The sequence below is a fragment of the Lacticaseibacillus nasuensis JCM 17158 genome, from assembly GCF_001434705.1.
GTDB classification, from domain to species: Bacteria; Bacillota; Bacilli; order Lactobacillales; family Lactobacillaceae; genus Lacticaseibacillus; species Lacticaseibacillus nasuensis.
Genome location: NZ_AZDJ01000003.1, coordinates 258,093 through 281,262, shown reverse-complemented (window position 1 = coordinate 281,262; position 23,170 = coordinate 258,093). Strand labels below are relative to the sequence as shown.

Annotated in this window: 20 protein-coding genes; 3 read left to right on the top strand and 17 right to left on the bottom strand. The window is 57.2% G+C overall.

Translation table 11 applies throughout. The features are described 5' to 3' along the window. Nucleotides 1-656 precede the first annotated feature (656 nt). A complete protein-coding gene (brnQ, locus tag FD02_RS03010) occupies nucleotides 657-2,042 on the top strand; it encodes a branched-chain amino acid transport system II carrier protein (protein WP_056950317.1) in 1,386 nt (461 codons plus the stop codon). A gap of 96 nt (nucleotides 2,043-2,138) precedes the next feature. On the opposite strand, the gene FD02_RS03005 is transcribed toward brnQ, so the two are convergent. The 3 genes from FD02_RS03005 to FD02_RS02995 all read right to left on the bottom strand — a co-directional run bounded on the left by FD02_RS03005 (nucleotide 2,139) and on the right by FD02_RS02995 (nucleotide 6,457). Then, nucleotides 2,139-2,747 (bottom strand): hypothetical protein, encoded by a 609-nt coding sequence (locus FD02_RS03005; RefSeq protein WP_175265286.1) that lies wholly within the window; start codon nucleotides 2,745-2,747, stop codon nucleotides 2,139-2,141. Between the two features lie 235 nt (nucleotides 2,748-2,982). Beyond that, the gene (locus tag FD02_RS03000) at nucleotides 2,983-4,953 is read right to left on the bottom strand and encodes an LPXTG cell wall anchor domain-containing protein (protein ID WP_056950315.1); all 1,971 of its coding nucleotides are present in this window, start codon (nucleotides 4,951-4,953) and stop codon (nucleotides 2,983-2,985) included. 493 nt (nucleotides 4,954-5,446) lie between these two features. Continuing rightward, on the bottom strand, nucleotides 5,447-6,457 hold the full coding sequence (locus FD02_RS02995; RefSeq protein WP_235806660.1) for an LCP family protein: 1,011 nt from the start codon (nucleotides 6,455-6,457) through the stop codon (nucleotides 5,447-5,449). A gap of 168 nt (nucleotides 6,458-6,625) precedes the next feature. On the opposite strand from FD02_RS02995, the gene pepF reads away from it, so the two are divergent. Both pepF and FD02_RS02985 read left to right on the top strand, forming a co-directional pair. Next, entirely contained in the window at nucleotides 6,626-8,425 is a 1,800-nt protein-coding gene (gene pepF / locus FD02_RS02990; RefSeq protein WP_056950312.1) for an oligoendopeptidase F, read from the top strand. Nucleotides 8,426-8,476: 51 nt separating this feature from the next. Beyond that, on the top strand, nucleotides 8,477-9,343 hold the full coding sequence (locus FD02_RS02985; RefSeq protein ID WP_056950309.1) for an NAD(P)-dependent oxidoreductase: 867 nt from the start codon (nucleotides 8,477-8,479) through the stop codon (nucleotides 9,341-9,343). A gap of 32 nt (nucleotides 9,344-9,375) precedes the next feature. Here the strand turns inward: FD02_RS02985 and FD02_RS02980 are convergent, their stop codons facing one another. The 14 genes from FD02_RS02980 to guaB all read right to left on the bottom strand — a co-directional run bounded on the left by FD02_RS02980 (nucleotide 9,376) and on the right by guaB (nucleotide 23,166). Further along, the gene (locus FD02_RS02980; RefSeq protein WP_056950306.1) at nucleotides 9,376-10,248 is read right to left on the bottom strand and encodes a zinc ribbon domain-containing protein; all 873 of its coding nucleotides are present in this window, start codon (nucleotides 10,246-10,248) and stop codon (nucleotides 9,376-9,378) included. 54 nt (nucleotides 10,249-10,302) lie between these two features. After that, on the bottom strand, nucleotides 10,303-11,094 hold the full coding sequence (locus FD02_RS02975) for a metal ABC transporter permease (RefSeq protein ID WP_054723482.1): 792 nt from the start codon (nucleotides 11,092-11,094) through the stop codon (nucleotides 10,303-10,305). Next, on the bottom strand, nucleotides 11,094-11,792 hold the full coding sequence (locus tag FD02_RS02970) for a metal ABC transporter ATP-binding protein (protein WP_054723481.1): 699 nt from the start codon (nucleotides 11,790-11,792) through the stop codon (nucleotides 11,094-11,096). Before FD02_RS02970 ends, FD02_RS02975 begins: the two co-directional genes overlap by 1 nt. A 363-nt stretch (nucleotides 11,793-12,155) precedes the next feature. Beyond that, nucleotides 12,156-12,494 carry a hypothetical protein gene (locus tag FD02_RS02965; RefSeq protein ID WP_054723479.1) on the bottom strand — a complete coding sequence of 113 codons (339 nt, stop codon included), beginning with the start codon at nucleotides 12,492-12,494 and terminating at the stop codon, nucleotides 12,156-12,158. A 27-nt stretch (nucleotides 12,495-12,521) separates the two neighbouring features. Further along, nucleotides 12,522-13,382 carry an aldo/keto reductase gene (locus tag FD02_RS02960; RefSeq protein WP_056950303.1) on the bottom strand — a complete coding sequence of 287 codons (861 nt, stop codon included), beginning with the start codon at nucleotides 13,380-13,382 and terminating at the stop codon, nucleotides 12,522-12,524. Nucleotides 13,383-13,396: 14 nt separating this feature from the next. Further along, nucleotides 13,397-14,146 (bottom strand): aspartate/glutamate racemase family protein, encoded by a 750-nt coding sequence (locus FD02_RS02955; RefSeq protein ID WP_054723478.1) that lies wholly within the window; start codon nucleotides 14,144-14,146, stop codon nucleotides 13,397-13,399. Nucleotide 14,147: 1 nt separating this feature from the next. Next, nucleotides 14,148-15,704, bottom strand: coding sequence for a UDP-N-acetylmuramoyl-L-alanyl-D-glutamate--2,6-diaminopimelate ligase (locus FD02_RS02950; protein WP_056950300.1), 1,557 nt, complete (start codon nucleotides 15,702-15,704; stop codon nucleotides 14,148-14,150). 53 nt (nucleotides 15,705-15,757) lie between these two features. Beyond that, nucleotides 15,758-16,219, bottom strand: a complete 462-nt coding sequence (gene greA / locus FD02_RS02945; protein WP_056950297.1) for a transcription elongation factor GreA — start codon at nucleotides 16,217-16,219, stop codon at nucleotides 15,758-15,760. Between the two features lie 75 nt (nucleotides 16,220-16,294). Next, entirely contained in the window at nucleotides 16,295-17,575 is a 1,281-nt protein-coding gene (locus tag FD02_RS02940) for a serine hydrolase (protein ID WP_056950295.1), read from the bottom strand. Continuing rightward, nucleotides 17,572-18,726, bottom strand: coding sequence for a sensor histidine kinase (locus FD02_RS02935; protein ID WP_056950293.1), 1,155 nt, complete (start codon nucleotides 18,724-18,726; stop codon nucleotides 17,572-17,574). The genes FD02_RS02940 and FD02_RS02935 overlap by 4 nt, the downstream gene beginning before the upstream one ends. Continuing rightward, entirely contained in the window at nucleotides 18,727-19,413 is a 687-nt protein-coding gene (gene croR, locus FD02_RS02930) for a response regulator transcription factor CroR (protein WP_054723486.1), read from the bottom strand. A 550-nt stretch (nucleotides 19,414-19,963) separates the two neighbouring features. Then, on the bottom strand, nucleotides 19,964-20,707 hold the full coding sequence (locus FD02_RS02925) for a DUF6612 family protein (protein WP_054723485.1): 744 nt from the start codon (nucleotides 20,705-20,707) through the stop codon (nucleotides 19,964-19,966). A gap of 56 nt (nucleotides 20,708-20,763) precedes the next feature. Next, nucleotides 20,764-21,510, bottom strand: coding sequence for a DUF6612 family protein (locus FD02_RS02920; protein ID WP_056950290.1), 747 nt, complete (start codon nucleotides 21,508-21,510; stop codon nucleotides 20,764-20,766). 168 nt (nucleotides 21,511-21,678) lie between these two features. Then, nucleotides 21,679-23,166 carry an IMP dehydrogenase gene (gene guaB / locus FD02_RS02915; RefSeq protein WP_056950287.1) on the bottom strand — a complete coding sequence of 496 codons (1,488 nt, stop codon included), beginning with the start codon at nucleotides 23,164-23,166 and terminating at the stop codon, nucleotides 21,679-21,681. Between the last annotated feature and the right edge of the window lie 4 nt (nucleotides 23,167-23,170).

Genomic DNA, 23,170 nt, shown 5'->3' with positions numbered 1-23,170 from the left:
AAAGAAACTCGCGGCAGGCGGCAACGCCAGGTCCAGCGCAACGCTGAAGTCCCGAGGTAACTTGGGCACCGTAACTGAAGGCATCGCCAGCAATGGCGACAGGTGGCACCGGCCTTGGGCTCGTCCACCTAGAGGGCAACCGCAAGCCAACACGCCAAGGACGCTGAGGGACCACCCAGAGGCGTCTTTGGTGTTTTTTTTAACGTTTTTTGGGCAGCGGTGTCCACGCCGAGTCATTAATCCCTCGCGAGCTGGACAGCTGTATCAATTCTTGGTAATCGGTGAGAATTTACGCTTGACTTTCTCATCTCACCCTGTATACTTAGTCTCAATCGAAACAAAGACAGTGAGTAGCAGAGTAACTGGGAGCGTCAGTCAGTGAGCCGTGGCGAGTGAGAAGCGGTCTGATTAACCCAAGCGAAAGTAGGCTACGAGTCGTCGCCGCGATGAGCGTGCTCAAAGTGGTGACTGGGATTGCGCCCATTACAGCAATGAAGTATCGCCGGGATCCGGACCTGGCCGTACTTTTCGAGGCCGCGACGGTGACGTCCCGGCGAAGCAAGGTGGTAACGCGCGCAAACGCCCTTGGTAGAGACATTCTACCAAGGGCGTTTTTCTGTCTTTGCAACGCAAGTCATCATTCGGAGGAATCGATTATGGAAATCAAATCAGATCATCGGTTAACCAAAAAGGAATACATTATTCTGGGCTCCATGTTGTTCGGCCTATTCTTCGGTGCCGGCAACCTCATCTTCCCGATTCACCTCGGGCAAATCTCCGGGGGCAACTGGATCCCGGCCACCATCGGCTTCCTGCTCTCCGCCGTCGTCTTGCCCCTGTGCGCGATTCTAGCGATTGCCATGACGGAAAGCGACAGCATGTACCACCTGGCCCGCCCGGTGGGTCACTACTTCGCCCTGTTCTTCCTGATTTTCACGCACGCCAGCCTTGGCCTGTTGATCGCCACGCCGCGGACGGCCACCGTCACGTTTGAAGTGGCGATTCAACCCTTTTTACAAAAAGGCCAGATGCAAATGGGACTGCTGATTTTTTCGGCCATTTACTTCCTGATCACCTATCTGTTATCCCGGCGGCCGCAGAAGATTACCGATTACGTCGGCAAGTTGCTGAACCCGGCGTTGCTGTTGCTGTTGGCAACCGCGTTCATCACGGCCTTCCTGATCAAAGGCGACGGCAGCATCCTGGCGGCAAGCACCCACGCCACCGCGGCAACGGCTAACCTCAGCAATGGTTTCTTGCAAGGCTACAACACGATGGACGCCTTAGCAGGGCTTGGCTTCGGGGTCACCATCGTCGCCGCGCTCGGTTTCTTCGGCGTCAATACCGCCAAGCGCCGCTCGCAAGACGTCGCAAAGGTCGGCGCGCTGTCGATGGGGTTAGAAGCCATCGTCTACATCTTCTTGATTGCCTTAGGCGTCATCTCCCTGCAGTTTACCAAGACTACGGCAAACGGCGGCCCCGCCTTCAATGCCATCATGACCCACTACACCGGCCTCATCGGCACCGGGCTGCTTGGTGCCATGACCCTGCTGGCCTGCCTGACCTCCTGTATCGGCCTAGTCAGCAGCCTGTCGCAGGACCTCGGCAAGCGATTCCCGAGAATCGGCTTCGGCAAATTCCTCATCGCAACCTGCTTCGGTTCCTTCTTGATTTCGAACTTCGGCTTGAATCAGATCATCGCCTTATCCAGTCCGATTCTCATGCTGCTGTACCCGCTGGCGATTGCGCTGATCATCTTAGGCATGCTGCATCCCTTCATCGGCAAGCAGCCGGCAATCTACAAGGCAACGATCGGGTTGACCTTGATTCCCGCGATTCTCGATGCGATTCATGCCTTACCACCGTTTCTGGGGAACCTGGGCTTCTTCAAGGCCATCGACACGTTCGCGCTTCACTACATTCCGTTGTTCAGCATCTCGATGGACTTTGTGCCCTTCATGCTGATTGGCTTGATTGGCGGCACCATCTACGCCAAGCTGGCAGGCAAGCCACTGCGCACCCCGGCTGGCGAGATCGACTAACGCAAAGAGGGTTCAGGTGAAAAATCACCTGAACCCTCTTTTTGTGTTCCTTAATATCGTTAATTAATTCGGAAAATATTCTTTAGTCTAGTTGTTTCAATAATTCATTTTTGATGAGGTCAAACTGTCAGATGACAGCTGATGTTCCTCCATTAACTCATAGGCCAACCTGATGCGCGCAACAATGGCTGCCGCATCGCCGAATGGTGGCTTCAACAAGCCGGCGCGAATTTGCTCAGAAGGATTCCGCGTGGTTGGCACGACTCCGGCCAAGAATTGCTTCTCGGCTTGTTTGCGCGCCAGTACCGCAGCGGGAAAACTCGGAAACGTCGCGTTCAATACCACTTTGCCATGCAGTTGCATCCGCGCCAACCAGCGGCCAGAACCCGGCTGGTAGCTGACCCCAACCACGCCAGTTTGATTGTTGCGCCGCGGGACAGTCAGCCCTTTGACGTTAGTCGGCTGGCCATCTTGCGCGCCTTGACTATTCAATCGCCGCATCCGCGCCGCACTGGCTTCCCGCCGGGCACAGCCACAACTGGTGGTCAGGCCGTGGCGCAAGGCATAGCCGTCCACTTCCACGACGTTGCCACAAGAACATTGGCACACCCACATCGCGTTCCCGTTGCGATGAACATGTTGAGATAGACGGACAACCGTCAGCCGCCCGAACTGCTGGCCCACCAGATCAATTCGTTTCCCCATGGTCGCTCCCCATTCAATTCCTGCCATCCCCATTGGCTAATCAGTAAAGTAATAATATCAATTCTTCAACGCATGGTAAACTACTTATTTTTTCATGAACGTACAGAACTGACGCAAATAATTACTGATATTAAATGGTTGAATGTTTTTTCGCTAATTATGCGAATAATTCGCAATCACTATGGTCAACAAAAAACGACCCACGCGGGGTCGTTTTCGTGTATCTCGCCTAAACTTAAGCGCGCTTGCGACGATCGCCGGCTAAGCCGAACAATGCGCCGAAGACTGCAATTGCACCAAGACTTGCTGCAACGACGTTAGTGTCATCGCCAGCTTGTGGTAATGCAGTACCTTCTGCAGACTTCTTAGTCGCAGCACCAGAGTTGTTATCAGTGGTATCACCCTTAGTGTCGGTCGTGTTCTTCTTAGTAGAAATAGGAGTTGGCGTCTTAGGATCTTGCTTCTTAGGATCTGGCGTCTTAGGATCTTTGGCGGCAGCAGCGGCACGATCAGCAGCACCTTGCTTGTAGCCAGCGGCATAAGCGGTGTTCGCCATCTGTTCAGCAGTCGGCTTTACGCCATCCTTGCCATCCTTGTAGCCAGCCTTGATTTGTGCCAAAGCATCCTTGGCCTTAGCGGCATTGGCAGCTAATTCGGCGGCACGGTCAGCAGCACCTTGCTTGTAACCAGCGGCAAATGCTGAGTCCTTCATGGCCAGTTCAGTTGGCTTGTAGCCCTTTTTGCCGATGTCGTAGCCAGCCTTAATGTTGACCAAAGCATCCTTGGCCTTAATGGCGTTGTCTGCAGCGGTCTTAGCGGCAGCATCGCGAGCAGCCTTGTCGGCCTTACCCTGATTGTAGCCAGCGACAAATGCTGGATCCTTCATGGCCAATGCAGTCGGCGTGAACCCTTGAACACCAACTTTGTAACCAGCCTGAATCTCAACCAAAGCATCCTTAGCTTTCAGCGCATTCTCAGCAGCGGTCCCGTCTGCGGCTTCGCGAGCAACCTTATCGGCAACCCCTTGCTTGTAGCCGGCAACAAATGCTGGATCCTGCATGGCAATCTTAGTCGGGGTGAAACCTTGAACACCAACTTTGTAGCCAGCCTGAATCTCAACCAAGGCATCCTTAGCCTTCAGCGCATTCTCGGCAACTGTCTTTTGGGCCGCAGCATCACGGGCAGCCTTGTCAGCAACCCCTTGCTTGTAGCCGGCGGTAAATGCAGGATCCTTCATGGCTATATCAGTCGGTGTGAGACCTTGAGCACCAACTTTGTAACCAGCCTGAATCTCAACCAAAGCATCCTTAGCCTTCAGCGCATTCTCAGCAGCTGTCTTGGCTGCATCTTCTTGCTTAGATGTAGCATCAACAACAGACTTCTGAGCAGCAGCCCTCTCAGCAGCACCCTGCTTGTAGCCAGCAGCAAATGCCGGATCCTGCATAGATGATTCAGACGGCTTGAAACCTTTTAAGCCAAGTTTGTAGCCAGCTTGAGTCTGAACCAAGGCTTCCTTAGCCTTCAGAGCCGCTGCATCGTCGGCCTTTGCCTTCTCGGCAGCTGCTGCGGCATCAGCATCAGCCTTCGCTTGGTCGGAAGCCTGGGTGGACTTGTTCGGCGTGTTGGTGTCATTAAACGCGTTAGCAGGTGTGCCGGTGTCGGTCAGCTTATCAAGCGCAGCAGTAGCATCAGCTAATTGTTTCTGGAACTGTTCCTTCAGAGCCGGATCAGTCGTGCCAGCAATCTCTTTTTCAAGATAAGACTTGGAGTCGCTCAATTTTTTCTCTTGAGCAGCTTTGTCATCTGCAGCAGTCTTCGTCGTGTCGCCGGTAGCTGGCGTAGTCGTACCGCCATTGTCCGGTGTAGTCGTACCGCCATTGTCTGGTGTAGTCGTACCGCCATTATCCGGCGTAGGCGCATCAGTAAGCTTCTTAAGCGCAGCGGTCGCTGCATCTAATTGAGTCTGGAAGTGTTCCTTCACAGCCGGATTAGTCGCTCCAGCAACTTCTTTCTGCAGGTATAAGATATCTTGTTGCAGTTCAGGCGCACCCACGCCTGGCTCGGTCGACTCATTCGTATCAGCCTGAACTGATGCCGTCTGATTTCCTGCCAGTTGGAAGCTAAACAGCGCTGCAGCCGTAATCCCTGCAGCCATCCAACCCTTATGTGTCTTAAACAACTTCTTTGCTCCACGACGATCTGTCATTTCAGTTCCTCCTAATGTGGTTAACTCTGGTGTCAGCACGTATAACCCCCAGTGCTGGTTCTCCGTGAACTCATTATAGGTAGGAACATCGATTGAATACGAGGGCAATTAGATTACGATTATTACCAATACAAATGTTGTGGGTTATGGTGTAACTCTTTATCGTCAAAGTAGAGATAAAAGCCATAGAACGAATATTGCTTTATGTGAATGAACAATAACTCAAATTGCTAATATTCTCGTGAAAATCACCTAAATATATACTCCCCATCGCCTAAAACACGCTATATTCCTGGAATTTAACCACCTATTTGCCGGAACAAACACGTGGTGAATCAGTTCCGGAAATATATTGTTTAACGTTTTAGTCCGCTCGTCGGCATCTATTCATCTTCCACAACTAACGTTCGTCTGGTGTTCTCTAGAATAATTTGATAATTATTTACCGTCAAAACGCCACCCAACGATTGTTTCATCAGGTGGCGAATTTTAGTTAGTACAATGTGTAAGTGCCGGCACCAGTGGAAAAGTTGAAGGTGTTGGCGTTTGCCGCGTTTTCTTTCGTACTATAGTTATTCAGTGTGGTTTTGCTGAGCCCGAGTTCGCCTCGTAACAAATCTGAAACAGACTGTAACTCAGCGGTAGATGGCAACTGCAGGGAAGCGCCGTTGACCATGGCGCCGGTGCCCTTCAATGTCTTCTGATTGAAGGTCTTCGCACTGCTGCTGTAGCCGGTGGCGATACTCTTGATTTCATCAAACGTCAGGTTGGTTTGAATCGCGCTGCTCAAGGACTTCATCAGTGTGCTGTAATTGCTCAAGGTGCCTGCGCTTAAGGCGTTCTTGACGATGCCTTCGATGACCTCTTGCTGGCGTTTCTGGCGGCCGTAGTCACCTTCTGGATCGAGGTACCGCATCCGCGCGTAGGCCAAGGCTTGCGCGCCATTGAGGTGCATCGGGCCCTTGGTGAACTGATAGTTGCCGACGTGTTGGGGATCGGTCCAGGAAAAGGCAACGTTGACGTCGACGCCGCCGACCGCGTCGACGATTTTCCTCAGCCCGGTCATGTTGACCAGCACGTAATAGTTAATCGGCACGGCCAGTAACTTGGAAACGGTCGAAATTGCGCCATCCGTACCGTTATAGGTATACGCCGCGTTGATCTTGTCGCCTTGCACCGTGCCGCCTTGAATCTGGACGTAGGTGTCGCGGGGAATGCTGACCATCGTCGTGCGCTTTTGCTTCGGGTTGATGGTTGCCACGATCATGGTGTCGGTCCGGCCCTTATCCGTGCGGCCTAGCGCGCCGGTATCGGTCCCCATCAGGAGAATACTGATTGGCTTGGTGGCTTCGATGTTTTTCTTGGTGACCTTCGTTGTCTTGGTGGTCGGCTGGTACGTGCCCTTCACGGCATTTTCGGTTTGCGCATAGAGGCGCACCCCATAACCCGTTACCAAGACGAACGCCATGATCACCGTCAGCCAGATCAAGCGCCACATCATCATGTGTGGCGTCAGCTCTCGCCGAGAACGCGTGCGTCTTTCCATTCGTTTATTCTCCATTTGAATTGTTTCGATTGTCTTTCACATTCTAGCGCATTCCCGTCACGGTTGTAGGTCGAAAAGGTTAAGTTGTGGTAACATTAAACAAATATTAGAAATTGGAGGCGCATCATGCAGACTTTACCGACGAGAGAGGAGGTCCCAACCGAATTAACTTGGGACCTGAGCAAGATTTTTGCAACGGATGCCGACTGGCAAGCCGCCTATGACGACGTGTTGGCCCAGGGACAAGCCGCCGGGCAACTTCAAGGCACGCTTGGCACTTCGGCTGAGGCGCTGGCCGCGGGGATCACGCAGATTCTCGGCATCTACCGCGCACTGGAAAAAGTGTACGTCTATGCCAGCATGAAAAGCGATCAGGATACCGGCAACGCCACGTACCAGGCGATGAACGCCAAGGCTGAAAGCATGGCCGCCGTTGTCAGCAGCCAAACCGCCTTTTTGGAACCAGAAGTGCTGGCCATCGCCCCTGCGACGCTGGCCGATTGGGTCGCGACCAACGACACGCTGCGCGGCTACAAGCACTACTTAGACGGCATCACGGTCAACCGTGACCACGTGCTGACCGCAGACGCCGAAAGTCTGCTGAGTGCCGCCGGCGACGCGCTAGGCGCCTCGCGCGCCACGTTTAACGTGCTGGATAACTCGGATATCGACCTGGGTACCGTCACCAACGAAGCCGGCGAAACCGTCGCGTTAAGCAACGGCTTGTATGGTCAGCTGATGCGCTCGACCAAGCGGCCGGTGCGTGAAGGGGCCTTCAAGACCTTGTTCGGCGCCTACGCCAAGTTGCAAAACACGTTTGCCCAGACCTTGTCCGGTGAAACGAAGCGGCATAACTTCCTCGCCACCGCGCATCACTACGACTCCGCCCGCGAAGCCGCCATGGCCAACAACCACATTCCAACCAGCGTGTTCGACACCTTGATCAAAGAGGTCAACGCGCACCTGCCATTACTGCACCGCTACGTCGCTTTGCGCAAGCAGTTGCTTGGCGTCGACGAGTTACACATGTACGACATGTACGTGCCGCTGACGGGCAAGCCACCTTTGTCTTACACCTACCAAGAGGCGCAAGCCGAGGCCAAGCGCGCCTTGGCCCCGCTTGGCGAAGACTACCTCAGCCACCTCGACCACATCTACGCCAGCCGCGACGTGGACGTCATGGAAAACAAGGGCAAGCGCTCCGGAGCCTACTCCGGTGGTGCCTATGATACCGATCCCTACATTCTGCTAAACTGGCAGGACTCCGTCGATGAGCTATACACGCTGGTGCACGAATCCGGCCACAGTGTCCACTCGTGGTACACCCGCCACAACCAGCCGTATGTGTATGGCGACTACCCAATTTTCGTGGCGGAGATTGCGTCCACCAGCAACGAAAATCTGCTGACCGACTACTTCTTGAAGACGCAAACCGACCCGAAAGTACGCGCCTACATCCTTAACTACTACCTGGATGGCTTCAAGGGCACGGTGTTCCGCCAAGCCGAGTTCGCCGAGTTCGAGCACTGGATTCACCTTCAAGACGCCGCGGGCGAGCCACTGACCGCCAAGTCGATGTCCGCTTACTACGCCGATTTGAACGCGCGGTATTACGGGCCGGCCGTCGCACGTGATCCGGAAATCGCCTTGGAATGGGCGCGGATTCCGCATTTTTACATGAACTATTACGTCTACCAATACGCCACGGGCTTCGCCGCGGCGTCGACGCTGGCCAGCCGCATTACCGCCGGCGTGCCAGGCGCCGTTGACCAGTACCTCGGCTACCTCAAGTCCGGCTCCAGTAAGGACGCCATCGACACGATGAAACTCGCCGGCGTCGACATGACGAAGCCGGACTACCTCGAGGCCGCCTTCAAGGTCTTCGAAACTCGGCTGGATGAATTAGAAGGCTTAATCAATCAATAATCTCTGACCGCCTCCCTAATTCGGAGGCGGTTTTGGTGAAAGGAGTTTATTATGAAAATCGGCTTTATCGGCACCGGCGTCATGGGCACCGGCATCATCTTAAATTTGTTGAAGGCCGGCTACGCGGTCACCGTCTACAACCGCACCAAGGCGCACGCCGCTACCGTGCTCGCTGCCGGCGCCACCTGGGCCGACTCACCGCAGGCCGTGGCCGCGGCGAGCGACGTGACGCTGTCGATGGTCGGCTTCCCCGCCGATGTCGAGCAGGTGTATTTCGGCGAGACCGGGATTCTGGCCGGCGCCAAGCCGCACAGCATCGTCGTGGACATGACCACGAGCACGCCGACGCTGGCGCAAACGATTGCCACCAAGGCCGCAGCGCAATCGGTGCAGGCCCTCGACGCGCCGGTATCCGGCGGTGACGTTGGCGCCAAGGCCGGCACACTGTCCGTGATGGTCGGCGGGCCGGCAACGGCACTCGCGCAGGTGCAGCCAATCTTTAATGTCATCGCCAGTCACGTCACGCGCTTCGGCGACGCCGGCAGCGGCCAACACGCCAAGATGGCCAACCAAATCATGATTGCGGGCACGATGACCGGCCTCACCGAGATGTTGGTTTACGCCAAGGCGGCTGGGCTGGACCTCACGCAGGTCATCGCCACCGTCAGCGGCGGTGCCGGCGATAACTGGAGCATGCGCAACTACGGCCCGCGGATTCTCGCCGCCGATTACACCCCGGGATTTTTCGTGAAGCACTTCGTCAAGGACTTGAAAATCGCCTTGGCGGAGGCCCAACGCATGCACCTCGACTTGCCCGCCACCGCCGAAGCGGCACGGCTGTACGAGGCCCTGCAAGCCGCCGGGGACGGCGATCTGGGCACGCAAGGGTTGATCACCAGCTATCCCTCATGGCAATAAAAAACACGCAGCCCGCGGGCTGCGTGTTTTTGTTAACTAAAGGGACCGAAACTATTGTTGCTACTGGCATCGGCAAACATGCTGTAAATCAGCTTGCACAATACCGCAATCAGGAGAATCGCAACCACATGGGTCACGATAAACGCGTAGATGCGGTCAAGATGGGTTTGAATCGCCGTGTAGTAAATCGTCGTCGTCGCCGCAATCGACACGAGCAGCACCACCATCGTCAGCAAGGTGACATTCACGCCGACGTAGTAGCCACCAGTCTGCGTGCCCACCAAAGCGTACAGCAGGAACAGCACGCTGACCGGCACCGCAAGATTGCTGTAATGACCGAACTCGTTGAGACCGGTGAGGTAATCAGCGCGCTTGTCGCCGAGTAGCGACCCGCTGACCACATGCGCCGTCGAAGCATACAACAAGATGCCACAGAACATGATTAAGAACCAGGCGAAAAATGTGGCAAAGCCGCGCTCACTGTCGCCGGCGCTGATGACTTGATGAAGCTGCGCCGTGGCGTACCGGCGATGGTTATCGGTGAAGAAGCTCAAGCCAACTAACAACGACGTCAAGCCGATGCTGGTTAGCCCGGCGTACTTGTGATAGGTCCGCGTAATCGTGGCCGGGTGCTTAATCGAATCGAGTAGGTAGTGCCAGTAGTCTTTGAGAAACAGCGAAAAAGCGCTGGGCTGCGTCGGCGGGAGCGGCGTCGGTTGGGGCGCAATGGGCTGTTGCTGCGGCTGTTGGGTCGCCTGCTGAGCAGTCGCCGGCGCCACGGGTGGCTGAACGGGCGTCGGCGCAGCCTGACTCGTGGTGGTCGCCGGCGTCAACCGCGCGCCACAGAAGGTACAAAACTCGGCATCAGCAGGGATCTGCTGGCCGCAGTTGGGACAAGTAATCATCGCAATTCTCCTTTTATGATGGCATGATAATATCCCTATTCTACCAATCTTTGATTAATCGCGCAGGCGCCGAATGCCCAATGCGATAAAATAAAATCCAAACTCGATGGCGGCAATGAAAAAGGTGACCGGCCAATTGGTGATGTAACCCAGGTACAAACCAAGCCAGACGCCAATCAGCGCGGCGCCGACACTGATGGCCAGCATCGCTGGCAGCGTGTGGCCGAGGTATTTCGCCGCCGCACTCGGTAGCGTCAGCAAGATGAACACCAGTAGGCTACCGACGATTTGCGCGCCGATGGACACCGACACGGCAAGAATCAAGAGAAAATAGATCGACAACAAGTTGCGCGGCAGGCCCTGCGCCCGCGCGCCGTCTGGATCAAAGGAGTCAAACGCCAGGCTACGGAACCCGAAGCACAACGTCACCAACACAGCCCCGGCCAAGCCGACCAGCTGCCAGACGTCACCGCGAGAAATGCCAACGATGCTCCCGAATAAAATCGTCGTGGCGTAGCTGCTGCTGGAGTCGGACAGGGAGAGAAACAGGATGCCCAACCCAACAAACAGACTCGACACCGCCGAAATCGACGCCTCCCGCCGCGACGCCTTCACCGACAACTTGCCCACCGCAATCGAGCTGACGATGGTGAACAGCAACATCCCCACCAAGGGACTGATGCCGGCGAACACGGCAAAGGCGGCACCGGCAAAGCCAACCTCGCTTAACGTGTGCGACAGAAACGACATGCCCCGGGCGCTGACGAAGACGCCAACCAAGCCACAGGTGATGGCGATAAAGGTGCTGGCCATGAAGGCATTTTGCATGAATTCATAGGCAAACATCACTGCACCTCCTCTGCGGGTTGAAGCTCGGGCGGCATCTTCGCCATATCCATGGCGCTGGTGGGCTTCAGCTCGTAGTCATCCGGGGTCAGCAACAGGTACTGATCGGTATACTCCCGCGCCAGTTGCAGGTCATGGGTGATGAAGAGGACCGTAAGCCCGCTGTTGCGGTTGAGCTGACGCACGAGACTCATCAGCTCGGTTTTCGTGTTGACGTCGAGACTGGCGGTGGCTTCGTCGAGAATCAGGAAGTTCGGCGCAGTCAGCAGTGCCTGGGCGAGGTACGCCTTTTGTTTTTCCCCGCCGCTGGCTTGCCCAATCAGCTGGTGTTGCCGCTCGGTCAGCTCAGTTTGCTTCAGCACCGCATCCAGCGCTTGCTTCTCCGCGCGCGTGTGCCACGGCCACAAGCCGTGCTGGTTGAGTTGGACGAAGCTGCGGATGGTCAACGGGTACTCGCTGTCGATGTTGCGAAACTGCGGTACGTACCCCAGGCGCAGCCCCGGCATCCGGGTAATCGTTCCGCCCACGGGCTGGAGTTCACCCATGATCAGGCGCACCAAGGTCGTCTTCCCCACCCCGTTGGCCCCAATCAAGCTCGTCAAGCTGCCTTGCGCCAACGTAAAATTCAAATCGGAATACAGCGGCCGGTCATGAAACCCGAACCGCAAATGATTAATACTAATAAGCGCAGAAGACATAAAACCTCCAAGTTGTGAGCAAGTTGTGAGCGAGGGCGGTTAAGAAGCGGAACACAGGCGCCGCCTGAGGGTTGACTCGCGGGCTTTGCGAGTCGGCCATCAGGTGGTCCTGTGTGTAGCTTCTTGCCCTCGCGAACACGATTAAGTTGTGAGCGGGCCCGGTTATGAGGCGGAGCAGATGCGCTGCCTGGGCGGTGAGTCGCGCACTTTGCGACTCGGCGGCCCCTGCCCGCCACACCACCGCCAGCCTTAAACAGTAATGATTACGATTTACCAAACTAGTTTACCTGAAGTCAGTAGCCTTGACCAGAAAGTTTCCCCACGGGGCATGAAAAGAGCCACCGCACTGGGTGGCTCTTGGTGCTAGCGGACCTCGTCTAGGTTGTTGGCCTTGCTGAAGTCGATGTAGATGGTCTTGGGGTTATCCTTCACGATCAGGATGTAACCGTGGCCGAGGAACGGCTTGTCGCCGCGATAAGTCAGCGGAAATTCCTGCGCCGGCGCCACGTCGCCTTGAATCAGCAACGCGTACATTTCGTCATCCGTATAGTCGTCGGAAAAAGCCACGGCCACCGGCGCGGTGACCAGTTGCTTGGCTTTGTTCATCAGCTGAATGACCTCAAAAATCTGGTTGGTGACAGCGGCGGGAAACACTTCTGCCACGGCGTCGCTAACATGATGCTTCTTAGTGGATTCGTACATGGGCTCCTCCGTTACGTTGAGCTTGCGTTAGAAAGTGGCGGTATCCGGATCGGTAGCCAACCCGGCGGTCCCGTGCAAGGCATCGATGACTTCCATGTCATGATGACTTAATTCGAAGTCAAACAGCTGCGCGTTTTCTTGAATGCGCTGTTCGTGCACGGACTTTGGCAGCGGCAGGAAGTCGTGTTGCAGAGACCAGCGCAAGACGATTTGGGCGACACTCTTGTGGTAGCGCGCGGCGATCTTTTTCAACTCGCCGACTTCGAAAATCTTGCCGGTCCCAAGCGGGCTGTAGGCCTCGCTTAAGATGTTATGCGCCTGGTTGTAGGCGACCACTTCTGGCTGCAGGTCGGAGGGGTTGAGGAAAATCTGGTTGACCATCGGCGTGATGTTAGCCGTTTTGGCCAGTTCGTCGAGGTGGTGTGGCCGGAAGTTCGAGACCCCGATGGCGCGGGCCTTGCCGGCTTGGAGGATTTCCTCCATGGCGCGCCAAGTTTCGGCGTTGGTGTCCTGCCAGGTGTCGCGGAACTTGATGGGGTTCGGCCAGTGAATCAGGTACAAGTCGACATAGTCCGTGCCCAGGCGCGTCAGGCTGGCGTCAATGGCCTGCTTGGTGGCGTTGTAGCCGTGATCGCCATTCCACAGCTTGGTGGTCAAGAACACCTCGCTGCGTTGCAAACCGGATTGGCGAATGCCGGCGCCGACGCCTTCCTCGTTGCCATAAGCGGCCGCGGTATCGATATGGCGATAACCCGCCTTCAGTGCCGCCGCAACGCTTTGTTGGGCGACGGTATCGGCTGGCGTCTGCCAGGTGCCAAAGCCAACGATGGGAATCTTTACGCCGTTAGCCAGCGTGTATGTATCGGTCAGTTTAGTCAAATGTGCCATCAAAATTGCTCCTTTCAGTCCGTCATGGTCTTCAATAAGGCCTGGCCCGCCGCGTCGCTTTCGCGAAACGCGCGGCCCAGCGCCAGGGTTTTGTCCACGATAATGCTTTGCGCGTCGATCACTTGATACGGGTGGTCGCCGGCTTTTTCCTGCGCCAAGGACAGCTCGGTGCAGCCGAGCACCACCACGTTGACCCCGAATTTGTCGTGCATCGTGGCGAGAATCTCGTGGTACAACGCCGCGTTGACGACGTTTTGCTCCTTGATGTAGGTGTAAATCAGGTCCATCACCTGGTCTTGCAGCGCCGCGTCGCCAAGCACCACTTCGCGCCCGGTGCGTTCGATTTCATGCGTGTAGATGCCATCGGCGATGGTGCCCTTGGTGGCGATCAGGCCGATGCGCTGCTCTTCTGGGTAGCGCGCGCACATTTCTTGAATCGCGATGCGCGGCATGTGCAGCAAGGGCACGTCGGTGGCCGCCTGCAGGTCATCGAAGAAGTAATGGGCGGTGTTGCACACCATCACCATGAAATCCGGGTGCAGCAGGCTTTGTTGCTGAATGTCCGCCAGCAGGTCGGGATAAAAACTCGGCTGGCTGTGATCGAGGATATAGCTGGTACGATCGGGCACCGTGGCGTCATTGACCAGGATGTAATTCATATAATCCTGGTCCTTTTTGGCCTGGGTGCGCGCGTTGAGCAGGCGCACGTAACTCTCCGTCGCCGCCGTGCCCATGCCGCCGATCACGCTGAAAAAGTGTCGCATCTTATTCGCCTACCTTTAGTTGTTCAGCATAGTGCTGAACGGCCGGCATGTCACCGACGTAAGGCTGACGCAAGCCGCGCACGAGCTGGCGGCGCTCCTCGCCCTTGGCCACCACGGCGGTCACCGTGGTGTCATCGGCGGCGGCCAGCGCGGCTTGAATCGCCGTTTCGCGGTCGAGAATCGTTTCCACCTTGACCGCGGGGTTCTTCATCGCCGCTTGAATCTCGGCGCAAATCGCGGCCGGATCCTCGTAACCTGGATCGTCGGTGGTCAAATAGGCGGTGTCGGCGTATTCGTCGAGGACCTTGGCGAAGTCCGGGCGGCGACTGATACCTTTGTCGCCAGGCGCGCCGATGACGACGTTGAGCTTGTGCTTGGGATACTCAGCGCGCAGGAAGTGCAACAACGCCTTGAGGCTGCCGTAATTATGGGCAAAATCGACGTACACCGTGCCGTGGCCGGGCAGCGCAACGTGCTCCATGCGACCGGGAATCTTCACGTTTTCAATGCCCGGGACGGCCTTGCTGGCATCGACGCCGGCCAGGCCGGCGCCGATGATGGCCGCGGTGGCGTTGCTTTCGTTAAAGTCACCGATGAGCGCCAGCTTGTATTGACCACCGACGTTCAGCGCCGCGGCCTTGTCGGTCACCGGCACCAGCTTGAACTGGCTGCGGCTGGTGTCCGAGGACAGGCTCTCGTAGCGAAAATCGATGTCCAAGTCCGCCTGGGCCGGCTTGAAGCCCGCGCTGGCAAACAAGTAGATGCTTTCCGGATAGGTGGTCGTCGTGGCCGCCGCGTAAACCTCTGCGAAGTGCTCGGTTTCGGCGTTGATGACGACCTTGCGCGCGTTGACCAGCACCTGCATCTTGTTGTGCAGGTAATTGGCAAAACTCGGGTGCTCGTTGCGGCCGATGTGATCCGGCGTGATATTCAAGAAGAAGCCGACGTCATAGGTCAGCCCGAACACGCGGTTGCGCAGGTAGGCTTGGCTCGACACCTCCATCACCAGGTGCGTCATGCCGTTATCGACCGCCTCGCGCATTTCGTGGAACAGGTCCAAGGACTCCGGCGTCGTGAGCGTTGATGGGAAGCGCTGGTCGGCATTCGGACCCACGATGCGCTCGATGGTCGACAGCAACGCCACGTGCTTCGGGTGGGCCTGATTCAAGATGCCATAGGTGAAGTACGCGCTGGTGGTTTTGCCCTTGGTGCCGGTGTAGGCGATTACCGTCATGTCGTCTTGCGGGTAGTCGTAAAACGCGGCGGCCAGGATGGCCATGGCCTTGGTGACGTTCACGACGATCAAGGCGTTCATGCCGTTGCCTTCGACGTAAGGCTTCTCGGCGACATACGTGATGGCACCGTTGTCCTTAGCCATCGACAGGTAAATCGGCCGGAACTTCTCCCCTTTGCAGAAAAACAGGCTCGGGCCGGACACCTTGCGTGAATCATAGGCGATACCGGTCATGTCCGTATTCAAATCGTTTTGCACCGCGCTGCTTTTCAGCAGGTGATGTTCCTTGAGTAATAAAATACATGCGTTCAGTGAAAGTGCCATTGTAATCTCCTCCGGGTTAGCCGACGCAAAATCAATTCAATTATAGCATAGCGTTAACGTCTCACCGCGACGATGGTGACCGAGTAATCACCGGCCGGCGCGTGCACAACCACCGTGTCCCCGGCGGCGTGCTCCAGCAGCGCCTGCCCCAGCGGCGAATCACTGGCCAAATTACTCGGCGCCATGCTGGCCTCCACCGGGCCCACCAGGCGGTAAGTGCCCTCATCGCCGGGCCCAAAGCTGACGGTAATCGTGGTGCCGATTGCCGCCACGTCGCCTGCCGGAGCCGGCACCGGCTGGCCATAGCGCAGCAGCTTGTCCAGATACCGCAGTCGCCCTTCCAGCTGGCGCAAGTCGCGCTTGGCCGCGCTATATTCCGCGTTCTCCGAGCGGTCCCCGAGGGCGGCGGCCGCGGCCAGCCGCTGAATATACTGCGGCCGGTCGTGCTTTAATTGTTCAACCTCCGCCTGCAAGTGGTCACGACCGGCTTGCGTAATCGGAAAATAGGTCACCATGCCACCACACCTCCCCCGTGTGAATTCGCCTCAGAATCGAAAAACATCCCCACCACCGCGGTGCGGATGCCTCTGTTAGAACAAGTCGCCGAAGTATTCCTGCACGCCGCGCCAGATCAAGACGAAGAGATTGCCCTTCTTGACGCGCCGGGTGGTTTGCACGGCCACGCGTGGCGCCTGGTTCGCCCCCACATAGCCGCGCGCCTCGCCGTCAGCCGCCAAGCTGATGGCGCCGGCAACCGTGCCGCGGGCAAGCGGCGCGCTTAACGCGTGGCGCTGCACCCACTGGCCAAGGACGGTTTGCGCGGTCACGGCCGTTGGCACTACCACGCGCGTTGCCGCCATGGTTGCGACCGGCACGCGCGTGATCGTGCCGCGGACCAGCTTCGCCGTTTTGACGCCACTGATGCGAGTCCCGGCCGGAATGGTGATGGCGTGCCAATCGGCGTACACCTGCTTCATCAACTTCGCAGTTTGAATGAACCGGCGGTCGCTTTGCTTGCCATTGGCGTGCATCACCACGGTAATCACCCGCATGCCCGCCTTGTTCACCGTGCCGACAAAACAGTCGCCGGCCTTGTCCCCGGTGCCGGTTTTCAACCCGTCGACAGGGAGGTCAGCCTCGTAGTCCTTTTGCCCCTTCAACAAGAGGTTCCAGCTCGTCATCTCGGCTTGGTCGCTCGTCCCCTTGGCAAAGGTCAGCTGCCGCGTGGCGGTGGTCGTCAGCACATCGGGAAAATCGGCGATGAGGTGCTGGGCAACTTGGGCCATATCGCTTGCCGACATTTGGTTCTCGTCGGTGTCGCTGGTGCCGGCCAGCTTGTCCGGGCCGATTTCCTTGTTGACCAACCCCGAGGCGTTGACGATGTGGGCGTCAGTGATGCCCCATTCCTTGAGCTTGGCGTTCATCATGGCGACGAACTTGGTTTGGTTGCCGGCCACGGCATTGCCTAACAACATGACCGCGGCGTTGGCCGATTCGATCAGGCTCGCCTCGTACAGCGTGCGCACCGTGTACTTGGTGTTGGCGCTCAAGGCAACGTTAGACAACGCCTTGTTGCGACTGATTTTGACGAGATTGGCATCCGGCGTCGCGGTATCGGTCCACTGCAGGCGGCCGGCCTTGATGGCCTCGCGCACCAGGTAGATGCTGACGAGTTTGCTCATCGACGCAATCGGTAGCGGCGTGGACGCGTTATTGGCCGCCAAAATCTTGCCGGACTGCGCATCGATGGCGATGGCCGCTTTGGCATCAATGGTTGTATCGGCCTGGGCGGGGTGCGGGGCGACCCCCACCAGCGTCGCCAGCGCAATGACAGCAGCGACGATGAATCGTTTCCACTTAATGACGCTCACTCCTTTGGCTTTTGCAGTGTGGTGCCAAGTTGCAACGGCAGGTGAATGACAAAACTAGTCAGCTCCGGCGTCGAGTCGGCGTAAATATACCCGCCGTGCAGCGTGACGAAGCTTTGGGCGATGGCGAGGCCGAGGCCGGTGCCGCCGGTTTCCTGCGAGCGGCTTTCCTCGACGCGGTAGAACCGGTCGAAGAGGCTGCTCAGCGAGTCGTTGGGAATCTGCGGCCCGTCGTTAGAGACCTTGATGACGGCTTCGGAGCCGATTTTTTCGGCGTCGAGGTAGATGTGCTTGCCGCCCTTGCCGTACTTCAAGGCGTTGACGATCAGGTTGTTGAACACCCGGCCGAGCTTCTCGGTGTCGGCCTCCATGATCAGCGGATCGGGCTTGCCGGTGACGACAAAGCTCATGTCCGCCCGCTCAGCTTCCAGCTCGTAGCTGGCGGCTAGCTGTTCCAGCATCGCCACCATGTTGAAACTCACGGCGTTCAGCGGCGTCGTGGTTTGCCGCGCCTTGGTGTATTCGAAGAGGTCCTCGACCAGCACCTTCATCTGCTTGGCCTTCATGTAGGCGGTGTGCGTGTACTTCACCAGCTCCTCATCGCCTTTATACTGGCCATCCTCGATTAACCCGAGGTAACCGATGATGCTGGTCAGCGGCGTGCGAATGTCGTGGGAGACGTTGGTGATCAACTCGTCTTTGCTTTGTTCGATGCGGCGCTCCTCGGCCATGGAGTTCACGGCCGATTCCACCAGCGCGTTGATCGAGTTGATCACCTTCTGCAAATCGGTGCCCACGGCGAAATTGATGCGATGGTCGAGGTGACCGCTGGCGATGTAATGCAGCTCGGCGATGACGTGGCGCATCTGCATCTGGTGGTAGCGGCGAATCAGCCGCCAATAGACAACCACCGCATCGACCACCAGCATCAGCCCGGTCAGCGGGTAGCGCCAGCTCCACAGGTGCGTGTCTTGGCCGAACACGACCACGTTTTTGATGCCCCAAATCGCGTTTTGCAGCTTCGGATTTTGCGCCGTGACCTCTTTTAGAATCACGACCAAGGCGAGGTTCAACATCAACAGCAAAATGACCGTGATGATGCCCTCGCCCCATAGCTCGGATTTCTCTTTGGCGGTTAGCCGTACTTTTTCCATTTATCCTTCAACCTTATAGCCGACGCCCCAAACGGTTTCGATGACCTTCTCGCCTCCGGTGGCCTCTTCGATTTTGTCCCGCAGGTGCGAGACGTGGACCATCACCGTCTTGGCCGACACGATGGATTCCTGTTGCCACACGCGCTCGAAGATTTCATCCGCGGAGAAGACGCGGTTCGGGTGCGACGCCAGCAGGTACAAAATGCCGAATTCCAGCGCGGTGAGTTGAATCTGCTTGCCGGTCAAGGTGGTGACCTCGTGGCTGTCGCGCTCGATGGTCAGCGGGCCGACCTCCAGCTCGTCGGGTTCGGGATTGGTGACGTTGTTGGTGCTGCGGCGCAACAAGCTCTTGACCCGCGCCATGACTTCCAGCGGGTTGAAGGGCTTGGTGACATAGTCGTCGGCCCCGGTGATGAGGCCTTGAATCTTATCCATGTCGCCGGTCTTCGCGCTGACGATGAGGATCGGGATCTGCGAGTCCTTGCGCACCTGCTTGACCACCTCGATACCGGACATGTTCGGCATCATGATGTCGAGAATCATCAACGCGGTGTCGGGGTTGGTGGCCAACTTGGTAATGGCCTCCTTCCCGCTCAAAGCCTGAAGCGGCTCGTAGCCTTCGTTTTTAACGTAAATGCTAAGCAGTTCAACGATTTCTTTATCATCATCGACAATCAAGATTTTCATAGTTGGGAATCTCCTTGAAGTTGTGAGCGAGCCCGGTTAAGGGACGGAGCACAAGCGCTGCCTAGCGCTTGAAAGGCGCTTTTTGCCTTTCGAGTGCTAGGGGGACTTGTGTGCAGTCCCTTGGGCTCGCGAACACGATTAAGTTGTGAGCGAAGGCGGTTAGCGGACGGAGCGTAGGCGCCGCCTGAGTGCTGAAGCACGGGTTTTGTGCTTCGGTGCTCAGGTGGTCCTACGTGTAGTCCGCTGCCTTCGCGAACACGATTAAGTTGTGAGCCGGGGCGGGTAGAAGACGGGGCACAAGCGTCGCCTGAGTGCTTGAAAGGCGCTCTTTGCCTTTCAAGTGCTCAGGTGGACTTGTGTGCAGTCTTTTGCCCCGGCGAACACGATTAAGTTGTGAGCGAGCCCTTAAGCGAACCCTAAACCCACCATTCGTGCTCTTTGCCCCTTCATTGTACCAGCCCCGCCAAGCCCCGGCGTTGACCCCGCCGCAATTACGCAGAATCTTCAAAATTTGACCCAAAAAAATCCCACCAGAGGCGGGATGATGAGGCTACTTCAAGTCTGGCGTGGTAATCGTGATCTTGCCCCACTTGGTATACGTGATGGTGATCAGTTCATCAATCGTTTGCCCTTGGCGCTTCACGGTGATGCGCAGCTGGTATTGTTGCGGCAGCTGACTGGCGCGGTCGATGACGAGTTGATAGTGCAGCTTTTTAATGCTGGTCTGCTTTAACTGCGAATCACTGCCGGATTGCGCCTGTTGTCCTTGCGTCCAGATGGCCTTGGCGTGCTTGCCGGTGAAGCCCATCGTCACCGTGTCGGTGGTTTTGGTCCGCTTCAACTTAGCCTGTTTCAGCGCCGACTGCGGAATCGCCTTGATCTGATCGCCACGCAGTTGCCCGGCAAAACCGGCGGGGTTGGCCATGGCTGTCATCGACTTGGAGGCATCGATCCAGTGATCCCCCACCTTCAAGTAGCTGTGCTTCGCATCGTAATAGAGCTCCACAGGCTTGGGCTGCGTCTGCCCGGTGACCTGCGACGTGCCGCGCATCTGTAGCGGCTTCATGATGAAATCGGCATCCAGATCAGCGTGCGTGGTTTGTGAGGCAGTGCTAACCATGGTCGTGACGGCCATGTGGACACTCTTTTGCTTCACCTGGGCAGCCGTGGCGGCCTGAACCAGCTTGGCGATGTTCGGCCCGGCCGGCTTGGTGGGCTTGGCGGAGTTGCCGCTGTGGCAGCCCGTGCTGACCACGGCCAAGGCGGCCAATACCGTCAATAACACTTTCTTCATCACAATGCTCCTCCCAATCTCAGCTAAAAAATCCCACCAATAGCGGGATTTCATGGTTAATCAATCGTTGGAGCAGTGACGGTTACCTTACCCCAGTTGGAATAAGTTATGGCCATCTGCTCATCAGCCGGTTTGCCTTGGTAGGTCAGCGACAGGCCCATCACGAATTTCTGCGGGAGCTTGGTGGCGCGATCGATGACGAGTTGATAGTCGACCGTTTTGAACTTCGCGTCTTTCATCAGCGCGTTGACTTGGTTATTGGCCAGCGCCTTTTTGCCTTGCTTCATGATGGCTTGGGCTTGTTTGCCGGTGAAGTGCATCGTCACCGTGTCCGTGGTCTTGGTCCGCTTCAACTTGGCCTGCTTCAATGCAGTGCTCGAAATAGACTTGATTTGCCCCCCGTTGAGTTGAGACTTAAAACTGGCGGGATTAATCAGCTGCTGCATCACGGCGGTGCCGTCGACCCATTGCGTGCCGGTCTTCACGTAAGTCTTCTGCTCGTCCAGGTACAGCGACAGCGTCTTGTCCTGCCCGGCGCCGGTGACCCGATACTCGCCAAGCATCTGCAGTGGCTTCATGACAAAATCAGCGTTCATATCCACGTGCATGGTTTCCGAGTCCGCCTTCATCGTGGTGGCCATCTGCATGTGCGTATTTTTCTGTTGGGCTTGGGCAGTGGCGGAGGCCTTCACGATCTTGGCGATATCCGGGCCGGCCTGCGCCGATTTGCCGGTTTGGCTCGTGCCGCAACCGGTGATCACCAAGGCCAACGCGGCCAAGGCAGAGATGAGTGCTTTCTTCATGATGAATTCTTCCTCCTGATGGTGCATGTAGACCAGCATACCAGAAAAAGGTGGGGTCGTGCCGGAGAGTTTCAGTAAGCCAGCCGCTGGTCCTGCTAAACCGGGCAAGTTGTGGTCAGCCACCAAAAAAACGCGGCCGGGTCAATGGCCCAGCCGCGCACACAGTCATTATTCGATTGAGTAGTTCGGTGCTTCTTTGGTGATCTGAACGTCATGCGGATGACTTTCTTTCAAGCCCGCGCCGGAGATCTGGACGAACTGGGCGTTGTCGGCCAGCGCCTGAATGTCCGGGGCGCCGACGTAGCCCATGCCACTGCGCAAGCCGCCATCCATTTGGTAAATCACATCGGCGAGGCTGCCCTTGTAGGCGACGCGGCCTTCGATGCCTTCTGGGACCAGCTTCTTGGCTTCGTTGACGCCGCTTTGGAAGTAGCGGTCGGAACTGCCATGGCTTTGGCTCATCGCGCCCATGCTGCCCATGCCGCGATAAGTCTTGTACCGGCGGCCTTGGTAGATTTCAAACTGGCCAGGCGCTTCGTCGGTGCCGGCAAGCATCGACCCCAGCATGACCGCGGCGCCGCCTGCGGCCAAGGCCTTGACGATGTCACCGGAGAACTTGATGCCACCATCGGCGATGATGGCCTTGCCGCGTTCGCGAGCCACAGTGGCCGCGTCGTACACGGCGGTCAGCTGAGGCACGCCGACGCCGGCAACGATCCGCGTCGTGCAAATCGATCCGGGGCCAATCCCGACCTTAACGACATCGGCACCGGCATCATATAACGCCGCGGCCCCTTCGGCCGTGGCGACGTTGCCGGCAATCAGCGTGGCGTCCGGGAAGTGTTCACGAATCTCGCCAATCTTCCGCAGCACACCAGCAGAATGGCCATGCGCCGTGTCGATGACAATCGCGTCGGCGCCGGCGTCTAACAAGGCCTGGGCGCGCTCGAAGGTGTCGCTGGTGACGCCCACCGCGGCGGCCACCAACAGCCGGCCCTTGTCATCCTTGGCGGCATTCGGGAACTCGATCACCTTTTCGATGTCCTTGATGGTGATCAAGCCGGACAAGCGCCCGTCTTCATCGACCAGCGGCAGCTTTTCAATCTTGTGCCGCTGCAAAATGGCTTCGGCCTCCCCTAGCGTCGTGCCGGTTGGCGCGGTCACCAGGTGGTCCTTGGTCATCACCGTGCCGATGGCGACGGTGTGGTCGGCAACGTAACGCAGGTCGCGGTTGGTGATGATGCCCGTGAGCTGACGGCTGTCCCGGTCGGCGACGATCGGCACGCCGGAGATGCGGTACTTCTTCATTAAATCATCGGCGGCGCTCACCGGATCGTCTGCAGTGAGGAAAATTGGGTTGGCGATGATGCCATTTTCGCTACGCTTAACCGTCAACACCTCATCGGCTTGCTGGGCAATGGTCATGTTCTTATGAATGACCCCCAAGCCGCCTTGGCGCGCCATGGCGATGGCCATGTCGGCTTCGGTCACGGTGTCCATCCCGGCGGAAATGATCGGAATGTTGAGGTGCAGATTCGGGGCGAGTTGAGTCGAGAGATCGACGTCTTGCGGCAACACATGACTTTCGGCAGGGATCAACAATACATCATCAAACGTAAAACCACGGCGCGTAAACTTTGTCTCCCAATTACTCACGTGA

Bases quoted from the DNA above. Each gene is read 5' to 3' on its own strand.
- FD02_RS02985 (WP_056950309.1), top strand. From the start codon at position 8,477: ATGAAAATCGGCTTTATCGGCACCGGCGTCATGGGCACCGGCATCATC.
- FD02_RS02955 (WP_054723478.1), bottom strand. From the start codon at position 14,146: ATGCGACACTTTTTCAGCGTGATCGGCGGCATGGGCACGGCGGCGACG.
- brnQ (WP_056950317.1), top strand. From the start codon at position 657: ATGGAAATCAAATCAGATCATCGGTTAACCAAAAAGGAATACATTATT.
- FD02_RS02925 (WP_054723485.1), bottom strand. From the start codon at position 20,707: ATGAAGAAAGTGTTATTGACGGTATTGGCCGCCTTGGCCGTGGTCAGC.
- FD02_RS02965 (WP_054723479.1), bottom strand. From the start codon at position 12,494: ATGTACGAATCCACTAAGAAGCATCATGTTAGCGACGCCGTGGCAGAA.
- FD02_RS02935 (WP_056950293.1), bottom strand. From the start codon at position 18,726: ATGGAAAAAGTACGGCTAACCGCCAAAGAGAAATCCGAGCTATGGGGC.
- FD02_RS02960 (WP_056950303.1), bottom strand. From the start codon at position 13,382: ATGGCACATTTGACTAAACTGACCGATACATACACGCTGGCTAACGGC.
- FD02_RS02970 (WP_054723481.1), bottom strand. From the start codon at position 11,792: ATGTCTTCTGCGCTTATTAGTATTAATCATTTGCGGTTCGGGTTTCAT.
- FD02_RS02995 (WP_235806660.1), bottom strand. From the start codon at position 6,457: ATGATGATGTGGCGCTTGATCTGGCTGACGGTGATCATGGCGTTCGTC.
- FD02_RS03005 (WP_175265286.1), bottom strand. From the start codon at position 2,747: ATGGGGAAACGAATTGATCTGGTGGGCCAGCAGTTCGGGCGGCTGACG.
- FD02_RS02980 (WP_056950306.1), bottom strand. From the start codon at position 10,248: ATGATTACTTGTCCCAACTGCGGCCAGCAGATCCCTGCTGATGCCGAG.
- FD02_RS02920 (WP_056950290.1), bottom strand. From the start codon at position 21,510: ATGAAGAAAGCACTCATCTCTGCCTTGGCCGCGTTGGCCTTGGTGATC.
- pepF (WP_056950312.1), top strand. From the start codon at position 6,626: ATGCAGACTTTACCGACGAGAGAGGAGGTCCCAACCGAATTAACTTGG.
- FD02_RS02950 (WP_056950300.1), bottom strand. From the start codon at position 15,704: ATGGCACTTTCACTGAACGCATGTATTTTATTACTCAAGGAACATCAC.
- greA (WP_056950297.1), bottom strand. From the start codon at position 16,219: ATGGTGACCTATTTTCCGATTACGCAAGCCGGTCGTGACCACTTGCAG.
- FD02_RS03000 (WP_056950315.1), bottom strand. From the start codon at position 4,953: ATGACAGATCGTCGTGGAGCAAAGAAGTTGTTTAAGACACATAAGGGT.
- croR (WP_054723486.1), bottom strand. From the start codon at position 19,413: ATGAAAATCTTGATTGTCGATGATGATAAAGAAATCGTTGAACTGCTT.
- FD02_RS02975 (WP_054723482.1), bottom strand. From the start codon at position 11,094: ATGTTTGCCTATGAATTCATGCAAAATGCCTTCATGGCCAGCACCTTT.